The organism is Microbacterium sp. SL75, from assembly GCF_026625865.1.
Classification (GTDB): domain Bacteria; phylum Actinomycetota; class Actinomycetes; order Actinomycetales; family Microbacteriaceae; genus Microbacterium.
In genome coordinates this window covers 2,546,252-2,564,691 of record NZ_CP113067.1, presented here as the reverse complement: position 1 = coordinate 2,564,691, position 18,440 = coordinate 2,546,252, and the positions used below count along the sequence as shown (strand labels likewise).

Here is an 18,440-nt window from a genome sequence, read left to right as displayed (position 1 = left end):
GTCGTTCACCCGCGCGCGTCCGCCATCGGCGCGGGGCATTCTCCTCCGGCGTCTGTCGCCCTCTCGAAGTGCCACCGCTCGTTGGCGTAGGTCTGGCACAGACCCCACTCGCGTCCGTGATCGATGATCCACAGCTGCGCGTCGAGCGAGCCGATGTCGACGGCGTGACCGGTGACGTGGCTCGACCCCTCGGGCGAGGCGACGTACTGTCGCGCGATCGCTTCGGAGCCGTAGGTGCGGATCGCATCCCCCAGCAGCCACCGCTGGTAGTCGGCGCTGCGCCACCCGCTGGTGACGTCGAAGACGATCCCGTCGACCTCAGCGGCCCGCTGGGCCGCGCGCAGAGCATCGCGCAGCTCACCATCGAGCCCGGTCATCGCGGGGTGCTGATCGTCGTAGACCGTCAGCGGCGCCTCGGCGGGGATCATCCCCTCGGCCTCGGTCGGCGAGAACGGCGCGTGCGCGCTCAGCCCCGCCGACAACGACGACGCCGTGGTCATCGCGAGCACTGCCGCGACCGCGGTGAGGACGACGGCGAGACCGACCGCGACCGCGACGAATGCGATACGGCCGCGAGAGGGGGATCGAGTGCGGGATGCCGAAGATGCCATGCCCCCATTCGAGCCGGGCCCGCGTTGCCGGGCCGTATGGCGGGGACCATACGACGGCGATACGCCAGAGTCGATAGCTCAGTCGCGTGAGACCTCGTGCAGCACCACGTCGCGGATCTCGCCGGCAGAGAGGGTCGCGGTCATGAGGGTGCACGCGGGCTGACGGCGGCGGTCGGTGGGCGAGCCCGGGTTGAGAAGGCGAAGGCCGTTCGGGGTGACGGTATCCCACGGGATGTGGCTGTGCCCGAACACGAGCAGGTCGGCGTCGGGGAATGCGGCATCCATCCGCTTCTCGCGCCCGAGCGACGCCCCGGTCTCGTGCACGACGGCGACCCGCACCCCGTCGATCTCGGCGCGCGCGATCTCGGGCAGGCGCGAACGCAGGTCGTCGCCGTCGTTGTTGCCCCACACACCCAGCACGGGGCCGAGCGTCTCGAGTTCGTCGAGCACGCTCGCGCTCACCCAGTCACCCGCGTGCACGATGAGATCGACGCCGGATGCCGCTTCGCGCACCGCCGCGGGAAGCACGCGCGCCCTCCGGGGAACGTGCGTATCGGCCACGATGAGCAGTCGGGTCGCCATGCCCCCACGCTATCGAGGCCGAGGTTGTCGGGGGCGGGAACGACTCCCACTCCGGGCTCCGGCTCGCGCATACGTCGGCGATACGCCCCCGCACCTACGATGACGGGATGCGCGTGCTGATCGTCGAGGACGAACCCTTTCTCGCCGAGGCCATCCGCGACGGCCTCCGTCTCGAGGCGATCGCGGCCGACATCGCCAGCGACGGCGACGCCGCCCTCGAGGTCCTCGGCTACACCGCCTACGACGTGGTGGTGCTCGATCGCGACATCCCCGGTCCGAACGGCGATGAGATCGCACGCCACCTGAGCGCACAGCCTGCGGCTCCGCGCGTGCTCATGCTCACGGCCGCAGACCGGCTCGACGACAAGGCCAGCGGCTTCGAGAGCGGTGCCGACGACTACCTGACGAAACCGTTCGTTTTGCGCGAGCTGGTGATGCGCCTGCACGCCCTCGCCCGTCGTCCCGCGGCCTCGCTCCCGCCGGTGCTCGAGCAGCACGGCATCCGCCTCGACCCCTTCCGCCGCGAGGTCTATCGCGACGGGCGCTACGTCTCGCTGACCCGCAAGCAGTTCGCGGTGCTCCAGGTCCTCATGGGCGCCGGCGGCGGCGTGGTCAGCGCCGAGGACCTGCTCGAGCGCGCATGGGACGAGAACGCGGATCCGTTCACCAATGCCGTGCGCATCACGATCTCGACGCTGCGCAAACGCCTGGGCGAGCCGTGGCTCATCCAGACGGTCGCGGGTGTCGGCTACCGCATGGGTCCGGTCGATGCGTGAGCGTGCCCCCGGGCTCTCGGTACGACTCAAGCTCACCCTGAGCTACGCGGGCTTCGTCGTGATCGTGGGGATCGCTGTCTTCGTGGTGGGGTTCCTCGTGCTGCGCTTCCTCCCCGAGGGCAACCTGTACTCCCAGAGCGGTCTGTTCACGCCGGGTCGCGGCGACCTCACCGAGGTCTTCGTCCGCTACGCGTGGTACGCCGTGCTCGCGCTGGCGGTCCTCGGCCTCGGCGGCGGCTGGATCGTGTCGGGGATCATGCTGCGTCCGCTGCACCGGATCGCGGATGCCGCCCGCGCGGCGCGGGACGGCGACCTCGCGCACCGCGTCGAGTTGCCGGGGCGTCGTGACGAGCTGACGGACCTCGCCGACACCTTCGACGCGATGCTCGCGCGGGTCGAAGAGACCCTGGACGAGCAGAGGCGCTTCGCCGCGAATGCCTCTCACGAGCTTCGAACACCGCACGCCACGATGCGAACGCTGCTCGAAGTGGCCCGGGTCAATCCCGCCGGCGTAGACGTGGACCAGCTGCTGCACCGCCTCGAGCTCACGAACGAGCGCGCGATCCGTCTGATCGAGGCGATGCTCGCCCTCGCCCGGTCGACACGCGAGGACGCGCTCTCGCTCGAACCGACGGGAGTCGACGATCTCGTCGCGACCGTGGTGGCGGAGGCCGAGGGCGACACCCGGGGTCTCGACCTGGCGATACTCGGCGCCTCGGGCGGGGTGGCGCGGATCGACGAGACGCTCGTGCACCAGGCCGTGACGAACCTGGTCCGCAACGCGCTCGTGCACAACGTGGCGGGCGGCTGGGTGCGCGTCGCGGTGAGCGGCGAGGTCGACGAGGTGGTCGTCGACGTCGTCAACAGCGGCGACACGCTCTCGCACGAGCTCGTCGCCACGCTCCCCGAACCTTTCGTGCGCGCGGTCGGCCGTACGCGCGGGCGCGCCGACGGCACGGGCCTCGGACTCGCGATCGTCGCCTCGATCGCTCGCGCGCACCGTGGCCGCCTCGAGCTGTGGCCCCGCGACGGCGGCGGCCTCCACGCCCGCCTCCGGCTGCCCCGCTGACGACGAGCTCAGCGTCGAGCCGCGTGCCCGCCCCGGGCGGCAGCTCTCATCGCGACGACGAGGACCGTCCCGATCGCGGCGCCGATCGTGTTCGACAGGACATCCTCGGCATCCGGAACCCGACCGGGGATCCCCGCCTGCAGCGTCTCGACCGCGAGCGAGACGAGAGCGCACAGCAGAACGGATGCCGGCGACCACCGCAACGGCAGAAGCAGCGCGAGCGCCGCCCCGAGGGGGACGAAGAACGCGATGTTGAGGGCGACGTCGGCACCAGCGCCGAACATCAGCGCGCGCCACGACGACGGAAGGTGGTCGAGGGCGTCGAGGACGACGGTGCGGGCCGGCCACGCGATCGCGCGGGGCGCGAGGGTGAGCACCCCCACCGCCGCGAGCACGGCCCCCGCCGACAGCACGCGAGCGGAAGTGAAGACGGGACGATCGGACACGCGGACCTCCAGGATCGGGAGATCCCATCCCAGCCTGCGAGGTGTTGCCCCGATGTCTCGGCTCCGGGATACGCGGACGATACGCTCGCGCCACGGCGGGACAATGGGAGCGTGTCCTCTTCGCGCCGTTTCCCCGTGCTCGCCCTCGTCATCGACCTCGTCCTCGTCGTCGTCTTCGCCGCGATCGGGCGGGCGACCCACGACGGCGACGTGCTGGGCCCCGCCGGTTCGGGACTCGCCACCACAGCCTGGCCGTTCGTGGTCGCGTTGCTGGTCGGCTGGCTCGTGACGCGCGCCTGGCGTCGACCCGCCGCCATCGCGAAGACGGGGCTGCCCGTGTGGGCGATCACCGTCGCGCTGGGCATGGTGCTTCGCGCGCTCAGCGGTCAAGGGGTCGCGGTGGCGTTCGTCGTCGTCGCCACGATCACCCTCGCCGTCATGTTGCTGGGGTGGCGCGGGATCGCCCGCCTCGCATCGCGGTCGCGACGGGCGTGAGGCCGGGTCGTACCCGGAGCGAGAGCGGTGGACGACCGGCGCCCCGCTGCCGGTGACGGCGGGTCGTGAGCCGGCCGGTCAGTCCGCGAGGGTCACGTCGACCTGGATCTCGGTCGCGAGACGCTCGAGCTGTGCGACGAGGTCGTCGACGGCGACGTCGGCCGCCACCGTCGCGGTGATGGAGGCCTCGAACAGGCGTCCGCCCGCCATCGCGGCATCCGTGGTCTGCGTCGACATGCGCTCGATACTCGCCCCGTGGGCGCCGAGCGCGGCCGACAGCTCGCGCACGATGCCGGGGCGGTCGTTGCCGACGACGTCGAAGGTGACCGTGCGGCCCGTGGTCTCGGCCGACCCCGCTCCCGCGTGGACGGTCACGGTGAGCGTGCCTGCGAGGCCTTCGAGCGCGGCGCGCACGGCATCGGCGCGGTCGGAGGCCACCGAGACCTCGATGATCCCGGCGAACGCGCCGGCGAGTTCGGCGAGCTCGCTGTTCTCCCAGTTGCCGCCGTGGGCGTCGACGATGTCGGCGACCGCGGACACGAGGCCCGCGCGATCGTCGCCGACGACGGTGAGGACGAGGGTGGTCATGGCGACAGCGTAGCGACACGCGCGCTGCTACCGTAGATGTTCAACCACGGGGGGGGGGTGAGCACGTGATCGCATCGCTGATCGCCGCCCTCAACCTGCTCCTGGCCACCGCCGAGCTGGCGCTGACCCCCGGCGGCGGCGCACCCCTGCTGGCGGTGGCCCTCGCCGCGGCCGTCGTGCTGACCGCGGTCGTCGTGCTCGTCGTCGCTCCGGCCCTCGTCGCCGCCACGCCGCCCCCGTCCGCGCGTCCGATCGACCCCTCGGCATCCCTCGCCCAGAGCGATCCCGACGCCGCGGGTCATCCGCGGCCCCGAGCTCCGGGGTTCGCGGCCCGCGTCGCGTAGCCACCTGCCCCATCGCCTGACGACGGTCCGCAGCGAGGCCGCGACGCCGGTCGCTCGCGTGATCTCCGCGCGCTGGGCGACCGATCAGTCCGTGATCGCTCGCTCTGATGGGATGCCCCGTGGACCTCTTCGCCTTTCCGCCCCTCGCACTGCTGCTCGACCTGACTACTCGCGCCCTCCTCGCCCTCACGTCGTTCTTCGACCCCCTCGCCGGCGGTCTCTCCGCCGCCCTCGCCGTCGTCGTCGTGACGCTCGCGGTAAGGGTCCTGTTGATCCCCGTGGGAGTGTCGCAGGCGCGCGCCGAGCAGACGCGTGCACGCCTCGCCCCGCGACTTCGTGCGCTGCAGGAGCGGTGGCGTAAGGATCCCGAGCGTCTCCAGCGCGAGACGATGCAGCTGTACCGCGACGAAGGCGCCTCCCCCTTCGCGGGCTGCCTTCCCGTGCTGGCCCAGGCACCCGTCGTCGGACTGCTCTACGCGGTGTTCCTGCACCCGCAGGTCGGCGGACACGTCAACACGCTGCTCGCGCACGACGTCTTCGGCGTTCCGCTCGGCCGGAGCCTCGTCGGAGCCCTGTCGGCGGGGACGACGGATGCCGGCACCCTCGCCGTCTTCGCGGTGCTCGTCGCCGTGATCGCCGGGGTGGCCGAACTCACACGTCGACTCCTGCGACCCTCGGTCGATCCGTCGGCGCCCGCGTGGACGACGGGGATGCTCGGCGTCCTGCCGTTCACGACGGCCGTGGTCGCGCTGTTCGCCCCCCTCGCGGCGGGGCTCTACCTCACCGTCACGACCGCGTGGACGTTGGTCCAGCGCCTGCTGCTGCGGCGGCGCTACCCGCTGCCGCGCTGAGTCCCGCCGCGGCGAACGCCCGGTCCCACCTCGGTGCGGCCGAGGCGTTCACCGCCGCCATGGCGAGCACGAGAAGGGCCGCCCCCGCGGGCAAGAGCATCGCGGTGGAGACGGAGACGTTCTCGGCCACCGCCCCGGTCACGGCTGACGACAGCGCCTGCGCGAGGGTCAGGGCCGAGGCGAGGATGGTCATCGTCGAAGCCGTGCGGCCGCGCGGTGCGCGGTGTCCGGCAAGGCTGAAGAGCGTCACGAGCGCCGGGCCGACGCCGATGCCCATGAGGCACAGCACCAGGGTGACGGTCGTCACGGATCCACCGACCGTATAGGCCCCGGCGGACGCGGTCAGCACACTGGCGAACAGCACGAGGCGCCAGCGCAGCGGGAAACGCTCGGGCACGAGGGCGACGGCGAGGGCCAGCACCGCCGACCCCACACCCATCACCCCGTACAGCAGCGCGCCCGCCTCGGGCGCCCCCTGTGCCTCCATGAACGCCGTCAGCGAGGTGAGGGTCGAGCCGAAGAACAGCCCGACGCCGAACACGGCGGCCACGAGCACGAGCATGCGCGGATGCAGCACCTCGCGCAGCGGCGCCATCGCGGTGTGCTCTGAGCGTTCGGGCACGGCGCGGCCGGTGGGGTGGAGGGCGAAGGCGGTCACGAAGACGAAGCTGAGGATCGCGGCCCCGACGATGGGAGCCCAGGCAGCGACCAACGCCGCCAGTACACCGACCACGAAGGGACCGATGACGAACGCCGTCTCATCGGCCGCCGACTCGTAGGCCATGGCCCGAGAGAACGTGCGGTCCCGCCGCTCGGGATGCACCCGCAGACCGATTAGCGCCATCACACGGCTGCGCGACATGGCCGCGGTCTGCGGGCCGGTCATGCCGATCACCGCGGCTGCTCCCAGCAGCAGGGCGTCCGACGTCGCGTACTCCACCACGAGGGGGAAGATCGCCAGCAGGATGCCGTTGGCCAGGCCCACCGGCACGAGCACCCGCCGCTGCCCGTAGCGGTCGGCGAGATCGCCGAGCACGGGACCGGCGACCACGACGCCGAGACCCACCGCCGCGGACGTCAACCCGCCGAGGGCGACGGACCCGCGCGTCGCGACGACGAGGGCGAGGACGCCGACGGTCATCATCGCGAACGGCAGCCGAGCCACGAAAGCGATCGGGAAGTACCAGAAGCCGGTGTGATGGACGAGGGGCCGATCCTCGACGGCGGGCGCTGTCATGACGCGGGTCTCCAGGGAGGGGGCGATGGAACGTGCCGCCTTGCCGGACCGGTAGGTAGTTGCACAGAGTGCGGCGGGGGGATCCCGCGTCCCCATGCTACCGCGGGCGCCTCCCGGGCACCTGGGTGCGCGAGATCAGCCGACGAGGGCGGCGACCGCGGCGATGACCGAGGCCGCCGCCAGCACGAGGGCGAGCCCGATCAGCACCGCGTGCACGATGAGGAACGGCGTGGCCTTGCCCGCGGCGTTCTTCGCGCGGGGGTCTTTCGCCACGCGCACGAAGAAACGCGGCCAGACGACGACGTTGAAGACGGCGTTGGCGAACAGCAGCGCGATGAGGACGGGTTCCATGCTTCGAGCCTAGGCGCCGCGGCTCACCTGACACGTCGACCGCCGCCGCCGCGGATCAGGCCGCGCACGAGATGCAGCGCCGCGCGAAGGGCAGCACCTCGAGACGAGCGTCGGCGATCGGCCGCCCGCAGTTCTCGCACACGCCGAAGGTGCCGGAAGCCACCCGCTGGCGCGCCGCGGCGATCTCGCCGTGCTCCGCTTCGGCGCCCCGCCGCAAGGCATCGACCTGGGCCCACTCCCCCGACAACGTCGAGCCCTCGGGATCGTGCTCGTCGTCGGCGGTCGCGTCGGCGCGATCGTGGCGCAGGCTCGCCTCGTCGTCGAGCAAGCGCGACAGACGGTGCTCCACCTCGCGCTCGCGTTCGTCGAGCATGCGCGTCGCGGTCCTGGCATCCATGCTTCGACGCTAGCCCTCACCACCGACACCGAGGCTGCGGAAAGATCTGTCTATGACCGCACTCCGACGACACTGGACCCCCACCGCCGTGGCCTTCCTCGTGCTGGCCCTGGCCGGCCTCGCGGGCACCTGGACCTTCAACGCCTTCGCGATCGTGCAGATGCGCGACTTCATCGGCGACCTCGTCTCGAGCGGGCCGGCGGTCTCGTCGATCACCGTCGATCTGCTGGTCGTGGCGGTCGCGGGGAGCATCTTCATCATCGTCGAGGGGCGACGGCTCGGTATGCGCTTCACCTGGCTCTACGTGGTGCTCTCGGGGGTGACCGCTTTCGCGTTCACCTTCCCCCTGTTCCTCGCGATGCGCCAGCGCCGGATCACCGCCCTCGCGGCCGAGGGCCCGGCACGCCCGTCGTGAGGCGCACCGGACCCCGGGCCAGCTGCCGCGGTGCCCGACGCTCAGCGAGCGGCGAGACCCTCGCGCAGGCCCTCGATCAGCGGCGTGGTGGGACGCCCGATGATGCGCGAGAGCGAACCGTCGGTCTTCTCCAGTGCGCCGCGAGCGATCGCGTCGTCGATCCCCGCCACGAACGCCGCCGTGCCGGCATCCAGTCCCGCCGCTTTCAGACCCTCCGTCAGCTGCTCGACCGAGACGCGCGTGTAGCTCACCGGACGGCCGAGCACCTCCGTCGCGGCTGCGGCGAGTTCGTCGTAGGTCCACGCGACGTCGCCGCCGACCTCGATCGTGCGGTCGGCGAGGTCGTCGGTGGTGAGGGCGATGGCCGCCGCCTCGGCGTAGTCGCGACGACTCGCGCTGGCGACGCGCGCGTCACCCGTTGCCGCGACGATCTCGCCGGTGTCCGCCGCGCGGGAGACCGCGTCGAGGTAGTTCTCCGTGTACCAGTTGTGGCGGAGGATGGTGGCGCTGACGCCCGCCGCGGCGATCGCCTGCTCGGTCGCCTTGTGATCGGCCCCGAGGGCGTAGTCGATCTCGTCGACGCGGGGGGCGCTGGTGTAGACGAGGCGCTCGACACCGGCGGCGCGGACGGCGTCGATGACGTTGCGGTGGCCCGCGACGCGGTCGGCGTCGGTGCCGGAGATGAGCAGAACGCGGGTCACGCCCTCGAGGGCGGGGGCGATCGTCTCGGGGCGCGCGTAATCGAGCTCGGCGACGGCGATGCCGCGGGCGGCGAGGTCGTCGACCTTGGCGGGGGTGCGCACACCGGCGACGATGTCGGAGGCCGCGATGCCGCGCTCGAGCAGAGCGTCGACGACGAGGCGCCCGAGGTGGCCGGAGGCGGCGGTGACGAGGAGGGTCATGATGGAATCCTTTCGGTGGGTTCGTCGGGCTCAACGCCCCGTGGCTCGTCACATTCCAGAATGCCGGTACCCACTTTCTGGTTAGGTACTTACATGAGCGTCAGTCTTGCGTCGATGCGCGCCGAACACCCCGGACTCTTCGCCGACGGGTGCCCCACACGCACGGTCCTCGATCACGTCATGGGCAAATGGGGGGTCCTGGTGCTGCTCGCCCTCTCGGACGGCACGCAGCGCTGGGGAGCCCTCCGGCGCAACATCGAGGGCATCAGCGAGAAGATGCTCGCGAGCACGCTGAAGACGCTGGAGGCCGACGGCCTCGTCCTCCGCACGGCCTATCCCGAGGTTCCACCCCGCGTCGAGTACGGCCTCACCGACCTCGGGCGCGGCCTCATGACGCACGTCATTCCGCTCATGGGATGGGTCGCCGAGAACGCTGCCGACATCGTCGGACGACGGGAGTGAGGGTGCGCGTCCCCTCCGCCCGCGCCATGCGCGACAGCCTCACCTTCCGCGCCCCGCGGCGCGTGCCGCTGCTGCAGGTCGCCAAATCGGCCATCGCGATCGTGGCCGCATGGCTGCTGGCCGGCTGGCTCGTCCAGGGCCCGCCCCCGATCTTCGCCGCCATCGCCGCGCTGCTGGTGGTCCAGCCGAGCATCAACCAGTCCTTCACGAGGGCGGTCGAGCGCAGCGTCGGGGTGATCGTCGGCGTGCTCATCGCGGCCCTGCTCGGCCTCGTGTTCGGCTCGCACCCGTGGGTCGCGTTGCTCTCGGCGGGAGTCGCCCTGCTGGTCGCGTGGGCGGCGCGCATCTCCGCCGGAGCGACGAACCAGATCGCGATCAGCGCCCTGCTCGTGCTCGCCCTCGGCACGGCGACCCCGAACTACGCCCTCGACCGCGTCCTCGAGACGCTGATCGGCGCGGCCATCGGCATCGTCGTCAACGCCGTGCTCGTTCCCCCCGTCCTCGTCCCCACCGCGCGCACGAAGGTCGACATCCTCGGTCGCGAACTGGCGGCGGCACTGGAGCGTCTCGCAGACGCCCTCGAGACACCGCAGACGTCGGCCTCTGCCGAGGGGCTCCTGCTCGAAGCGCGCCTCCTGCGTCCGGTTCGGGATGCCGCGGCCGACGCGATCCGCGACGGTGCCGACTCGCTGGCGCTGAACCCTCGGAGCGGTCGGCACCGTACCGCCCTCGCGGAGATGGATGCGCTCGTCGAGCGCTTCAGCCCCGTCGTCACGCAGACGATCGGCATGACGCGCGCCGTCTACGACGGCTACGAGCCGACGATCGTCGACGAACCGGCCGTCCGCGCGATCGCCGAGCAGCTGCACCGCGCCGCCCACGACGTGCGGCTGGCGTTCGCCCTCGACGCGGGTCCCGAGCGCGTCGCCGAGGAAGAGCCGGCCCTCACCCGCCCCCTGCAGATCCGCACGCCGTCGACCGCGCACTGGGTGCTCGTGGGCTCTCTGCTCATGGACCTGCACCGCATCCACGAGACGCTGCGCGGCGACCAGGACTGAGAGCGCACGGCCGACCTGGGAACTCGCTCGCTGATCGCGCTCCCCCGGCCCCGCGTCCGCCCGCCCCTGATTGACTGAGCGCATGGGTACCGCGATGTTCCCCCTCGGGGCCGTCCTCTTCCCGCACACGCCCCTCGCGCTGCGGATCTTCGAGGAGCGCTATCTGGTCATGCTTGGGCGTCTGCTCGACGAGACGGATCCCGCCTTCGGCGTCGTCCTCATCGAGCGCGGCAGCGAGACCGGCGGAGGCGACCAGCGCTTCCCCCTCGGGACGATGGCACAGCTGAGCCAGGTCGTGCCGCAGGCCGGACAGATGCAGATCGTCGCTCTCGGAACCGAACGCTTCGAGATCGTCGAGTGGCTCGACGACGACCCCTACCCGCGGGCAGACGTGCGCGCGCTCCCCGATCTCGAGTGGAACGACGCCCTGCTCCCCCTGCTCGAAGAGGCCGAGAGGATCGTCCGTCGTGTCCTGGGCCGCGCCCAGATGTTCGGCGGCACGCGGTGGGATCCCGAGGTGGAGCTGGCCGAGGAACCGCTCCCCCGCGCCTGGCAGGTTGCAGCGATCGCCCCGCTCGGCGAGCTCGATCAAATGGAGCTGCTGCGGTCGGCGACCCTCGGCGGGTTGCTGCGTGCGACCATCGACCTCACGCTCGCGGCCGAGCCGCTGCTCGGCGACCCCGTCCCCGACGGCGTGATCATCGTCGACGACGAGGGCCCGAGCGACGCGGACTGAAACGCACCGCCGCCCGCCACCGCGGGCGGGCAATGCCGGGGCGCCGCATCGCGTCAGCGCCGGCGTCCCGACCAGGAGCCGGCCGGGACGCCGCGCCGAGGAGCGACGTCCCGACTCTCGTCAGTTGAGTTCGCGCACCGACGAGGGGATGACCCCGTCGCCGTAGAGATCGATCGCGAGATCCTGCAGCGAGGTCAGCGCGACCCGCTGAGTGAGCGGACCGTACGAGATCCGGGCGACACCGAGCTTCTCGTACTCGCCGGCCGAGAGCGCCCCGGGGAAGCCGATGACGCTCAGACGCTGCTCTCCCAGACCCTCGACCAGCCGACGGGTCGTCTCCGCGTCCAGAAGACCGGGGACGAACACCGAGGTCGCTCCGGCATCGAGGAAGGCGCGTCCGCGCTTCACGGCATCCGCGATCTTCTCGTCGAGCGGGCGATCGCCGCCCTTGACGAACACGTCGGTGCGCGCGTTGAGCACGAAGGGCACGCCCTCGGCCTCCCCCGCCGCGATGACGGCCTCGACCGCTGCCACCGCCTCGTCGAACGGCTTGACCCGGTCCTCGACGTTGGCGCCGACGATGCCGACGCCGATCGCGCGGCGCGTCGTCTCGCCGGGGTTGCCGAAGCCGGCGTCGAGGTCGGCGGTCACCGGCACATCCACCGCCGCGACGATGCGTCCCACCATGTCGAGCATGACCTCGAGCGGGATGTTCTCGCCGTCCTCGTAACCGAAGGTGGCGGCGATCGAGTGTCCGGCCGTGGCCAGGGCCTTGGTCTCGGGCAGGGCGGCGACCGCACGGGCCGAGACGACGTCCCAGATGTTCACGACCCGCAGGATCTCGGGCGCCGTGTGCAGCTTCGCGAAGGCCTCGGCCTTCTCGCTCAGAGCGTTCATGCCTGTTCTCCGTTCGTGCGACCGGCATCGGCCACGATGGCCTCGGCGATCGGGGTCTGCCCGGCGCCGAAGCGGATGAAGCGCCCCACCGTGGCGGGCTGGAGGAGTACGGCCGCCGCGACGGCCGCGACGTCGGCTCGCGAGACCTCGGCCTTGCCCTGCGGCGCCGTGGTGATGCGACCCGTGGGCTCGTCCGTGGTGAGCGTCCCGGGGCCGAGGATCGTCCAGTCCAGATCGCTGGCGCGCAGGTGGTCGTCGGCCGCGAGCTTCGCATCCGCGTAAGCGAAGAACGCGTCATTGGGGTCGATGCCGTGGTCGGGCGTCGAGCCAATCCACGAGACCATGACGAAGCGCCGCACGCCGGCCTTCGAGGCCGCGTCGATCGCTCGTTGCGCGGCATCGCGGTCGACCGCGTACGTGCGCTCGGCGCTGCCGCCGCCCGCTCCCGCCGACCAGACCACGGCATCCGCTCCCGAGAAGGCCTCGACCATCTCGCCCACATCGGCCTTCTCGACATCGAGCACGAGCGGCGTGGCGCCCGCGCTCTCGATGTCGGACGACTGCTCCGCCGCGCGGATGACCGACGTCGCCTCGTCTCCACGGTCGGCGAGCAGCCGAGCCAGATGGAGGGCCACCTTGCCGTGCCCTCCCACGATCACGATGCGTTCCATGTCACTGTCCTCCTACTTTGTCGATCGACATCTTCAGGATCACTCGATCCGCGCTGTCCGGCGGAGCCGCCTGCTCGGCGTTGCCGTAGCGCCGCCCGAGGCGCACGTAGAACGCCCCTGTCGGGTCGGGCTCGGCCGCGATCAGACGCCCGCGCACCTCGACATAGCGATACGGGCGTTCGGGATCGAACACCATCAGGCTCATCGAGGGGTTGCGCTGCAGGTTGCGGAACTTCTGCCGCGTCGAGGTGTGGGTGAAGAGCAGGTGCTCCCCGTCGAACTCGAACCACATCGGATTGACCTGCACCGTGCCGTCGGGGCGAACGGTACCGAGGCTGCCGTAGTTCGGGTTCTCGAGGAGGTCGCGGTGTTCGTCGAGGATCATCCGTGTCCTTTCGCCGAGGATCCTGGACCGACCCTACGCACCACCCCCGACATGCCCCGCGGGCTTGACGACCCCCGCGAGCGGCTCCGTGTCAGTCGACGTCGCCGTCCACGTAGACCCAGCGCCCGCCGCGCCGCGCGAACCGGCTGCGTTCGCGCAACTCGCCACGCTCACGGCCATGCCGCCATGCGGCGCGGAAGGTCACGGTCGCGGCATCGCCGTCGTCGGAGGCATCCTCGATCACGAGCGCCGTCCACTCCGTGCCGTCGTCGACGACGATGTCGTCGGGGCGGGTACGCGGATGCCATGACCTGGCCAGATGCCCCGCGTCGCCGACCGAGAACGCGGTGTAACGCGAACGCATCAACCGTTCCGCGCTCGGGGCGACCGCGCCGTCCAGGATCGGTCCGCAGCACTCGCCGAAGGGAGCGCGACCGCACGGGCACGCGGCATCCGGTGCCGGACGATACGAGGCGGAGCCGAAGGACATCCGGCCACTCTAGGTCAGCGGGCCACCCCGCGTGCCAGGATCGAGGGCGTGACCGATCGCCTCATGCTCCTCGACACCGCCTCGCTCTATTTCCGCGCGTTCTACGGGGTACCCGAAAAGGTCAAGGCGGCCGACGGCTCGTCGGTGAACGCCGTGCGGGGCCTGCTCGACATGATCGCGAAGCTGGTCACGGCATACGAGCCCTCGCGGCTCGTCGCCTGCTGGGACGACGACTGGCGCCCCGCGTGGCGCGTCGATCTCCTGCCGAGCTACAAGGCCCACCGCGTGGTCGAGGCCGTTCCCGCCGGGCCCGACGTCGAGGAGGTCCCCGATCCGCTCGAAGCGCAGATCCCCCTCATCCGCGAGGCGCTGGCCGTGCTCGGCATCCCCGTGGTGGGCGCCGCCGAGCACGAGGCCGACGACGTCATCGGGGTCCTCGCCACGCGCGCCGACGTCCCGGTCGACGTCGTCACCGGCGACCGCGACCTCTTCCAACTGGTCGACGACGATCGCGGCATCCGGATCGTCTACACCGCTCGAGGGATGAGCAATCTCGAGCTCGTCGACGACGCGGCCGTCTTCACCAAGTACGGCGTCCACGCCAAGCAGTACGCCGACTTCGCGGTGCTGCGCGGCGACCCCTCCGACGGGCTGCCCGGCGTTTCGGGCATCGGCGAGAAGTCCGCGGCGGCGCTGCTCACCGCGTGCGGCGACCTCGACGGCATCCGCGCGGGGGTCCTCGAGGGCACCGCGGGAACACCCGCCCAGCGCGCGAGGATCGCCGCCGCCGCGGACTACCTCGAGGTCGCCCCGACCGTGGTGCGCGTCGCGCGCGAGCTCGACCTCGAGCCCTTCGACGACCGCCTCGGTCCCGTGGACCGGTCCGCCGCCGAAGAACTCGCCGAACGCTGGAACCTCGGATCGTCGATGACGAGGGCGCTGGCCGCCCTCCCCGCCTGAGCGGGCTCAGCGACCGCGCTCGAGCCAGGCGCGCAAGCGCTCGAGCGGCCAGGTCGTGACGATCCGGTCGACGGGCACCTGCAGAGCCTCGGCGCGCGCGGCACCGAAGTCCAGCAGCGACAGCTGACCGGGAGCGTGCGCGTCCGAATCGATCGCGAAGAGGCATCCCGCCTCGATCGCGAGAGCCAGCAGGTCGTCCGGAGGATCCTGTCGCTCGGGTCGCGAATTGATCTCCACCGCCACACCCGAGGCCGCCGCCGCCGCGAAGACCTCGCGCGCATCGAACTCCGATCGAGGTCGCGTCCCCCGCGCTCCCTCCACGAGCCGGCCGGTCACATGCCCGAGCACGTCGACCCGCGGGTCGCTCGCCGCCGCGACGAGCCGTTTCGTCATGGGCCCGCGTTCCATGCGCAGCTTGGAATGAGCGGATGCCACGACCACATCGAGCGCGTGCAGCAGCTCGTCCTCCTGGTCGAGGGCACCGTCGTCGAGGATGTCGACCTCGATGCCGCTGAGGAGCGTGAACCCGTCGCCCCGATGACCGCGCACGATGTCCATCTGCGCGCGGAGCCGCTCGGGCGAGAGTCCGTTCGCGACGGTGAGTCGCGGAGAGTGATCGGTGAGGGCGAGGTACTCGTGACCGAGTCCGCGCGCCGCGTCGACCATGGCCTCGATCGGCGTCAGTCCGTCGGACCACTCGCTGTGGCTGTGCAGGTCGCCTCTCAGCTGCGCCCGCAGCTCGGAGCCTCCCACCGGCGCCGATTCGGCGCGCAGCTTCGCCAGGCGCTCGGGCACCTGGCCCGCGAGCGCCTGCTGGATGACCGAGAAGGTGGACTCGCCGATGCCCGCACGACGACGCAATGCAGGATCGCGCAGTTGCGCGTCGCTCAAGCCCGCGATCGCGGCAGCCGCCGTGCGGAAGGCCTTCGACTTGTACCGCGAGGATCGCTCCCGCTCGAGCAGGTACGCGATCTCCGTGAGCGCGTCGAGCGGGTCCACGGCTACTCCGCCAGCGCTCTCGACGCCTCGACCCAGTCGTCGAGCTTCGCGGAGGCGCGGCCGTCGTCGATGGCGGCCGCGGCATCGGCCATGGCCTCGGCCAGTCGCTCGAGGATCGGACGCTGCACCTGCGCGGCATCCTGGAACAGTCGGAACGACACCAGACCGGCCGCGGCGTTCAGCAGCACGATGTCGCGCACGGCCCCGAGGTCGCCGCCGAGCACGCGCCGCACCACGGCGGCGTTGTGGTCGGGAGACCCACCCAGCAGGTCGTCCATGTCGGCGAGCGGGATGCCGAGATCGCGCGGATCCAGGTCGTGCTCGTGGACGTCACCGCGGCTGATCTCCCACACCCGGCTGTGCCCGGTGGTGGTCAGCTCGTCGAGACCGTCGTCGCCGCGGAACACCAGGGCGGTCGCTCCGCGCGTGCGGAAGACGCCCGTGATGAGCGGAACGCGGTCGAGGTGCGCGACGCCCACCGCATTGGCCTCGGCGCGCGCGGGGTTGCAGAGCGGGCCGAGGAAGTTGAACACCGTCGGCACGCCGAGCTCCGACCGGGTGGCCGCTGCGTGGCGGAAGCCCGGGTGGAAGGCCGAGGCGAAAGCGAAGGTGATGCCCGTGCGGTCCAGGATCTCGGCGACCTTCTCGGGCGACAACGTCAACCCGATCCCCAGAGACGACAACACGTCCGAAGACCCCGAGGCCGAGCTCGCGGCACGGTTGCCGTGCTTGACGACGGGAACGCCGGATGCCGCGGCCACGACAGCCGCCATCGTCGAGATGTTCACGGTGCCGTAGCGGTCGCCGCCCGTACCGACGATGTCGAGGACATCGGCGCGGACCGGGAGGGGCACCGCGGCTTCGAGGATCGCGTCGCGGAAGCCGACGATCTCCTCGACCGTCTCGCCCTTGGCCCGCAGCGCCATGAGGAACCCGCCGAGTTGAGAGGGCGTCGCCTCCCCCGCCATGACCTTGCGCATGGCCCAGGTGGACTCCGACACGCTGAGGTCGTCGCCGGCCAGCAACGACGTGAGGAGATCGGGCCAGGTGAAACGTTCCGCCATGCCATGATCCTTCCACACGCGTGTCGCGCGACAGCGCTCCGCACCCGCCGACGAAACAGCCTCCGTACCGGGGATTACTTGGAGATTCTGAGGCTTCCCTAAGTCTCGACGATGGAATATCGCAGGGTAGGGATGGGAATATCGGGCTCTCGGATCGCGCATAATGGAACGGTGACGACCTCAGCGACGTATTCCCAGGCTGTGCGTGCCGTGAAGCGGCCCGACCCGGTCGCCGTGGGCACCATCGTGTGGCTGGGCAGCGAGGTCATGTTCTTCGCCGGCCTGTTCGCGATCTACTTCACCCTCCGCAGCACGTCGGCCTCTCTGTGGGCCGAAGAGACGCAGCTGCTGAACGTTCCCTTCGCGACCGTCAACACGATCATCCTCGTGCTGTCTTCGGTCACCTGCCAGATGGGCGTCTTCGCCGCGGAGCGGTACCAGCCGTACCGCACCGGCAAGGCCACCGGCTTCCTGAAGTGGGGAATGGTGGAGTGGTTCTACCTCACCTTCATCCTCGGCGCGGTCTTCGTGTCGGGTCAGGTGTGGGAGTACGCGACCCTGGTAGCCGAAGGCATGCCCATCAGCGCCAACCCCTACGCCTCGGCTTTCTACATCACCACCGGCTTCCACGCCCTGCACGTGACGGGTGGCCTCATCGCCTTCCTGCTCGTGATCGGCCGTGCGTACGCCGTGAAGAACTTCGGTCGGAAAGAGATGACCACCTCGATCGTCGTGTCGTACTACTGGCACTTCGTCGACGTCGTCTGGATCGCCCTGTTCTTCGTCATCTACTTCCTCAAGTAAGAGAGCAGTACTCCACATGGCACGCGAGAAGAAGACTCGTCGGGCGTCCGGGCGTCGTAGCCCCCTGGCCGCCGCCGCGCTCATCGGCATCGGACTCCTCCTGACCGGAGGCGTCTACGCCGGCGCATCGGCCGCGATGGCCGCCACCTCCAGCACCCCCACGAGCGAGGCGAACTCGGCGTCGGCGGTCGAAGAAGGGCAGAAGCTCTTCCAGGCCAACTGCGCCACGTGCCATGGTCTCGACCTGCAGGGCAGCCAGCAGGGCCCGTCGCTCTTCGGCGTCGGCGAGCTCTCGGTGCACTTCCAGGTGTCGACCGGTCGTATGCCGTTGCAGGCCCAGGGTCCGCAGGCTCCGGTCAAGCCCGTGCAGTTCACCGAGGAGCAGGTCAACGCGATCGCCGCGTACGTCCAGTCATCGGCCCCCGGCCCGAGCTACCCCACCGAAGACCTGGTCGACGGTCAGGGCGACCTGTCGCACGGCGCAGAGCTCTTCCGCATCAACTGCGCCATGTGCCACAACGTGGCCGGCGCCGGTGGCGCGCTCACCGAGGGCAAGTACGCCCCCGACCTGCACACCACCACCCCGGTCAACATCTACGCGGCCATGGTCACCGGCCCCCAGAACATGCCGGTGTTCAACGACCTGAACCTCACCCCCGAAGACAAGCGCGACGTCATCTCCTACCTGATGTACCTGCAGAAGAGCGACTCGCCCGGTGGCTACGCCCTCGGTTCGCTCGGCCCGGTCTCGGAGGGTCTGTTCATCTGGATCTTCGGTATCGGGGCGCTCATAGCCCTGACCGTGTGGATCACGGCGAAGTCCAACTGACCGTCGTCTTCGACATTACGT

Annotated in this window: 26 protein-coding genes; 12 read left to right on the top strand and 14 right to left on the bottom strand. The window is 70.9% G+C overall.

Features of this window, described 5'->3' with window-relative positions; all coding sequences use genetic code 11:
* Positions 1–5: 5 nt before the first annotated feature.
* The gene (locus OVA17_RS12045; RefSeq protein WP_267786781.1) at positions 6–611 is read right to left on the bottom strand and encodes a M15 family metallopeptidase; all 606 of its coding nucleotides are present in this window, start codon (positions 609–611) and stop codon (positions 6–8) included.
* Between the two features lie 78 nt (positions 612–689).
* On the bottom strand, positions 690–1,193 hold the full coding sequence (locus OVA17_RS12040) for a metallophosphoesterase family protein (protein ID WP_267786780.1): 504 nt from the start codon (positions 1,191–1,193) through the stop codon (positions 690–692).
* Between the two features lie 107 nt (positions 1,194–1,300).
* Between OVA17_RS12040 and OVA17_RS12035 the strand changes: the two genes are divergently transcribed.
* Together OVA17_RS12035 and OVA17_RS12030 are read left to right on the top strand one after the other, a co-directional pair.
* Positions 1,301–1,969: a response regulator transcription factor gene (locus OVA17_RS12035; protein WP_267786779.1), complete on the top strand. Its 669-nt coding sequence runs from the start codon at positions 1,301–1,303 to the stop codon at positions 1,967–1,969.
* Positions 1,962–3,038 (top strand): sensor histidine kinase, encoded by a 1,077-nt coding sequence (locus OVA17_RS12030; protein ID WP_267786778.1) that lies wholly within the window; start codon positions 1,962–1,964, stop codon positions 3,036–3,038. The genes OVA17_RS12035 and OVA17_RS12030 overlap by 8 nt, the downstream gene beginning before the upstream one ends.
* A gap of 8 nt (positions 3,039–3,046) precedes the next feature.
* On the opposite strand, the gene OVA17_RS12025 is transcribed toward OVA17_RS12030, so the two are convergent.
* Complete coding sequence (locus tag OVA17_RS12025) at positions 3,047–3,484, bottom strand: VanZ family protein (protein ID WP_267786776.1); 438 nt, start codon at positions 3,482–3,484, stop codon at positions 3,047–3,049.
* 111 nt (positions 3,485–3,595) lie between these two features.
* Here OVA17_RS12025 and OVA17_RS12020 point away from each other — a divergent pair, with 111 nt between their 5' ends.
* Positions 3,596–3,979, top strand: a complete 384-nt coding sequence (locus OVA17_RS12020; protein ID WP_267786774.1) for a DUF3054 domain-containing protein — start codon at positions 3,596–3,598, stop codon at positions 3,977–3,979.
* 78 nt (positions 3,980–4,057) lie between these two features.
* Here the strand turns inward: OVA17_RS12020 and OVA17_RS12015 are convergent, their stop codons facing one another.
* Positions 4,058–4,567, bottom strand: coding sequence for a glycine cleavage system protein R (locus OVA17_RS12015; RefSeq protein ID WP_267786773.1), 510 nt, complete (start codon positions 4,565–4,567; stop codon positions 4,058–4,060).
* A gap of 65 nt (positions 4,568–4,632) precedes the next feature.
* Between OVA17_RS12015 and OVA17_RS12010 the strand changes: the two genes are divergently transcribed.
* Both OVA17_RS12010 and OVA17_RS12005 read left to right on the top strand, forming a co-directional pair.
* Positions 4,633–4,911: a DUF6412 domain-containing protein gene (locus tag OVA17_RS12010; RefSeq protein ID WP_267786772.1), complete on the top strand. Its 279-nt coding sequence runs from the start codon at positions 4,633–4,635 to the stop codon at positions 4,909–4,911.
* 119 nt (positions 4,912–5,030) lie between these two features.
* Positions 5,031–5,762 (top strand): YidC/Oxa1 family membrane protein insertase, encoded by a 732-nt coding sequence (locus tag OVA17_RS12005; protein WP_267786770.1) that lies wholly within the window; start codon positions 5,031–5,033, stop codon positions 5,760–5,762.
* Here OVA17_RS12005 and OVA17_RS12000 read toward each other — a convergent pair.
* The 3 genes from OVA17_RS12000 to OVA17_RS11990 form a co-directional block, all read right to left on the bottom strand.
* Positions 5,698–6,999: an MFS transporter gene (locus OVA17_RS12000; RefSeq protein WP_267786769.1), complete on the bottom strand. Its 1,302-nt coding sequence runs from the start codon at positions 6,997–6,999 to the stop codon at positions 5,698–5,700. The two genes, OVA17_RS12005 and OVA17_RS12000, sit on opposite strands and share 65 nt — an antisense overlap.
* Positions 7,000–7,134: 135 nt before the next feature.
* Positions 7,135–7,350, bottom strand: a complete 216-nt coding sequence (locus OVA17_RS11995; RefSeq protein WP_210076263.1) for an SCO4848 family membrane protein — start codon at positions 7,348–7,350, stop codon at positions 7,135–7,137.
* 55 nt (positions 7,351–7,405) lie between these two features.
* Positions 7,406–7,747 carry a TraR/DksA family transcriptional regulator gene (locus tag OVA17_RS11990; protein WP_267786768.1) on the bottom strand — a complete coding sequence of 114 codons (342 nt, stop codon included), beginning with the start codon at positions 7,745–7,747 and terminating at the stop codon, positions 7,406–7,408.
* 52 nt (positions 7,748–7,799) lie between these two features.
* Between OVA17_RS11990 and OVA17_RS11985 the strand changes: the two genes are divergently transcribed.
* The gene (locus tag OVA17_RS11985) at positions 7,800–8,162 is read left to right on the top strand and encodes a DUF2834 domain-containing protein (protein WP_267786767.1); all 363 of its coding nucleotides are present in this window, start codon (positions 7,800–7,802) and stop codon (positions 8,160–8,162) included.
* 41 nt (positions 8,163–8,203) lie between these two features.
* On the opposite strand, the gene OVA17_RS11980 is transcribed toward OVA17_RS11985, so the two are convergent.
* Entirely contained in the window at positions 8,204–9,064 is an 861-nt protein-coding gene (locus tag OVA17_RS11980; protein WP_267786766.1) for an SDR family oxidoreductase, read from the bottom strand.
* Positions 9,065–9,157: 93 nt separating this feature from the next.
* On the opposite strand from OVA17_RS11980, the gene OVA17_RS11975 reads away from it, so the two are divergent.
* From OVA17_RS11975 to OVA17_RS11965, 3 genes are all read left to right on the top strand, one after another.
* Positions 9,158–9,526 (top strand): winged helix-turn-helix transcriptional regulator, encoded by a 369-nt coding sequence (locus OVA17_RS11975; protein WP_267786764.1) that lies wholly within the window; start codon positions 9,158–9,160, stop codon positions 9,524–9,526.
* Between the two features lie 2 nt (positions 9,527–9,528).
* Positions 9,529–10,584, top strand: a complete 1,056-nt coding sequence (locus OVA17_RS11970; RefSeq protein ID WP_267786763.1) for an FUSC family protein — start codon at positions 9,529–9,531, stop codon at positions 10,582–10,584.
* An 82-nt stretch (positions 10,585–10,666) separates the two neighbouring features.
* Positions 10,667–11,320 carry an LON peptidase substrate-binding domain-containing protein gene (locus OVA17_RS11965; protein ID WP_267786762.1) on the top strand — a complete coding sequence of 218 codons (654 nt, stop codon included), beginning with the start codon at positions 10,667–10,669 and terminating at the stop codon, positions 11,318–11,320.
* Between the two features lie 120 nt (positions 11,321–11,440).
* Here OVA17_RS11965 and OVA17_RS11960 read toward each other — a convergent pair whose 3' ends face one another.
* The 4 genes from OVA17_RS11960 to OVA17_RS11945 all read right to left on the bottom strand — a co-directional run bounded on the left by OVA17_RS11960 (position 11,441) and on the right by OVA17_RS11945 (position 13,763).
* A complete protein-coding gene (locus tag OVA17_RS11960; RefSeq protein WP_210076275.1) occupies positions 11,441–12,217 on the bottom strand; it encodes an isocitrate lyase/PEP mutase family protein in 777 nt (258 codons plus the stop codon).
* Complete coding sequence (locus OVA17_RS11955; protein ID WP_267786761.1) at positions 12,214–12,888, bottom strand: SDR family oxidoreductase; 675 nt, start codon at positions 12,886–12,888, stop codon at positions 12,214–12,216. Before OVA17_RS11955 ends, OVA17_RS11960 begins: the two co-directional genes overlap by 4 nt.
* A 1-nt stretch (position 12,889) precedes the next feature.
* Entirely contained in the window at positions 12,890–13,273 is a 384-nt protein-coding gene (locus OVA17_RS11950) for a PPOX class F420-dependent oxidoreductase (protein WP_267786760.1), read from the bottom strand.
* 91 nt (positions 13,274–13,364) lie between these two features.
* Positions 13,365–13,763 (bottom strand): YchJ family protein, encoded by a 399-nt coding sequence (locus OVA17_RS11945; protein WP_267786759.1) that lies wholly within the window; start codon positions 13,761–13,763, stop codon positions 13,365–13,367.
* Between the two features lie 48 nt (positions 13,764–13,811).
* Here OVA17_RS11945 and OVA17_RS11940 point away from each other — a divergent pair, with 48 nt between their 5' ends.
* Positions 13,812–14,723, top strand: a complete 912-nt coding sequence (locus OVA17_RS11940) for a 5'-3' exonuclease (protein ID WP_267786758.1) — start codon at positions 13,812–13,814, stop codon at positions 14,721–14,723.
* Between the two features lie 6 nt (positions 14,724–14,729).
* On the opposite strand, the gene OVA17_RS11935 is transcribed toward OVA17_RS11940, so the two are convergent.
* Both OVA17_RS11935 and trpD read right to left on the bottom strand, forming a co-directional pair.
* Positions 14,730–15,722 (bottom strand): PHP domain-containing protein, encoded by a 993-nt coding sequence (locus tag OVA17_RS11935; RefSeq protein ID WP_267786757.1) that lies wholly within the window; start codon positions 15,720–15,722, stop codon positions 14,730–14,732.
* 2 nt (positions 15,723–15,724) lie between these two features.
* Positions 15,725–16,786, bottom strand: coding sequence for an anthranilate phosphoribosyltransferase (trpD, locus tag OVA17_RS11930; protein WP_267786756.1), 1,062 nt, complete (start codon positions 16,784–16,786; stop codon positions 15,725–15,727).
* 132 nt (positions 16,787–16,918) lie between these two features.
* Here trpD and OVA17_RS11925 point away from each other — a divergent pair, with 132 nt between their 5' ends.
* Together OVA17_RS11925 and OVA17_RS11920 are read left to right on the top strand one after the other, a co-directional pair.
* Positions 16,919–17,590 (top strand): cytochrome c oxidase subunit 3, encoded by a 672-nt coding sequence (locus OVA17_RS11925; protein ID WP_094733763.1) that lies wholly within the window; start codon positions 16,919–16,921, stop codon positions 17,588–17,590.
* A gap of 16 nt (positions 17,591–17,606) precedes the next feature.
* On the top strand, positions 17,607–18,419 hold the full coding sequence (locus tag OVA17_RS11920) for a c-type cytochrome (protein ID WP_210076288.1): 813 nt from the start codon (positions 17,607–17,609) through the stop codon (positions 18,417–18,419).
* Positions 18,420–18,440: the final 21 nt, after the last annotated feature.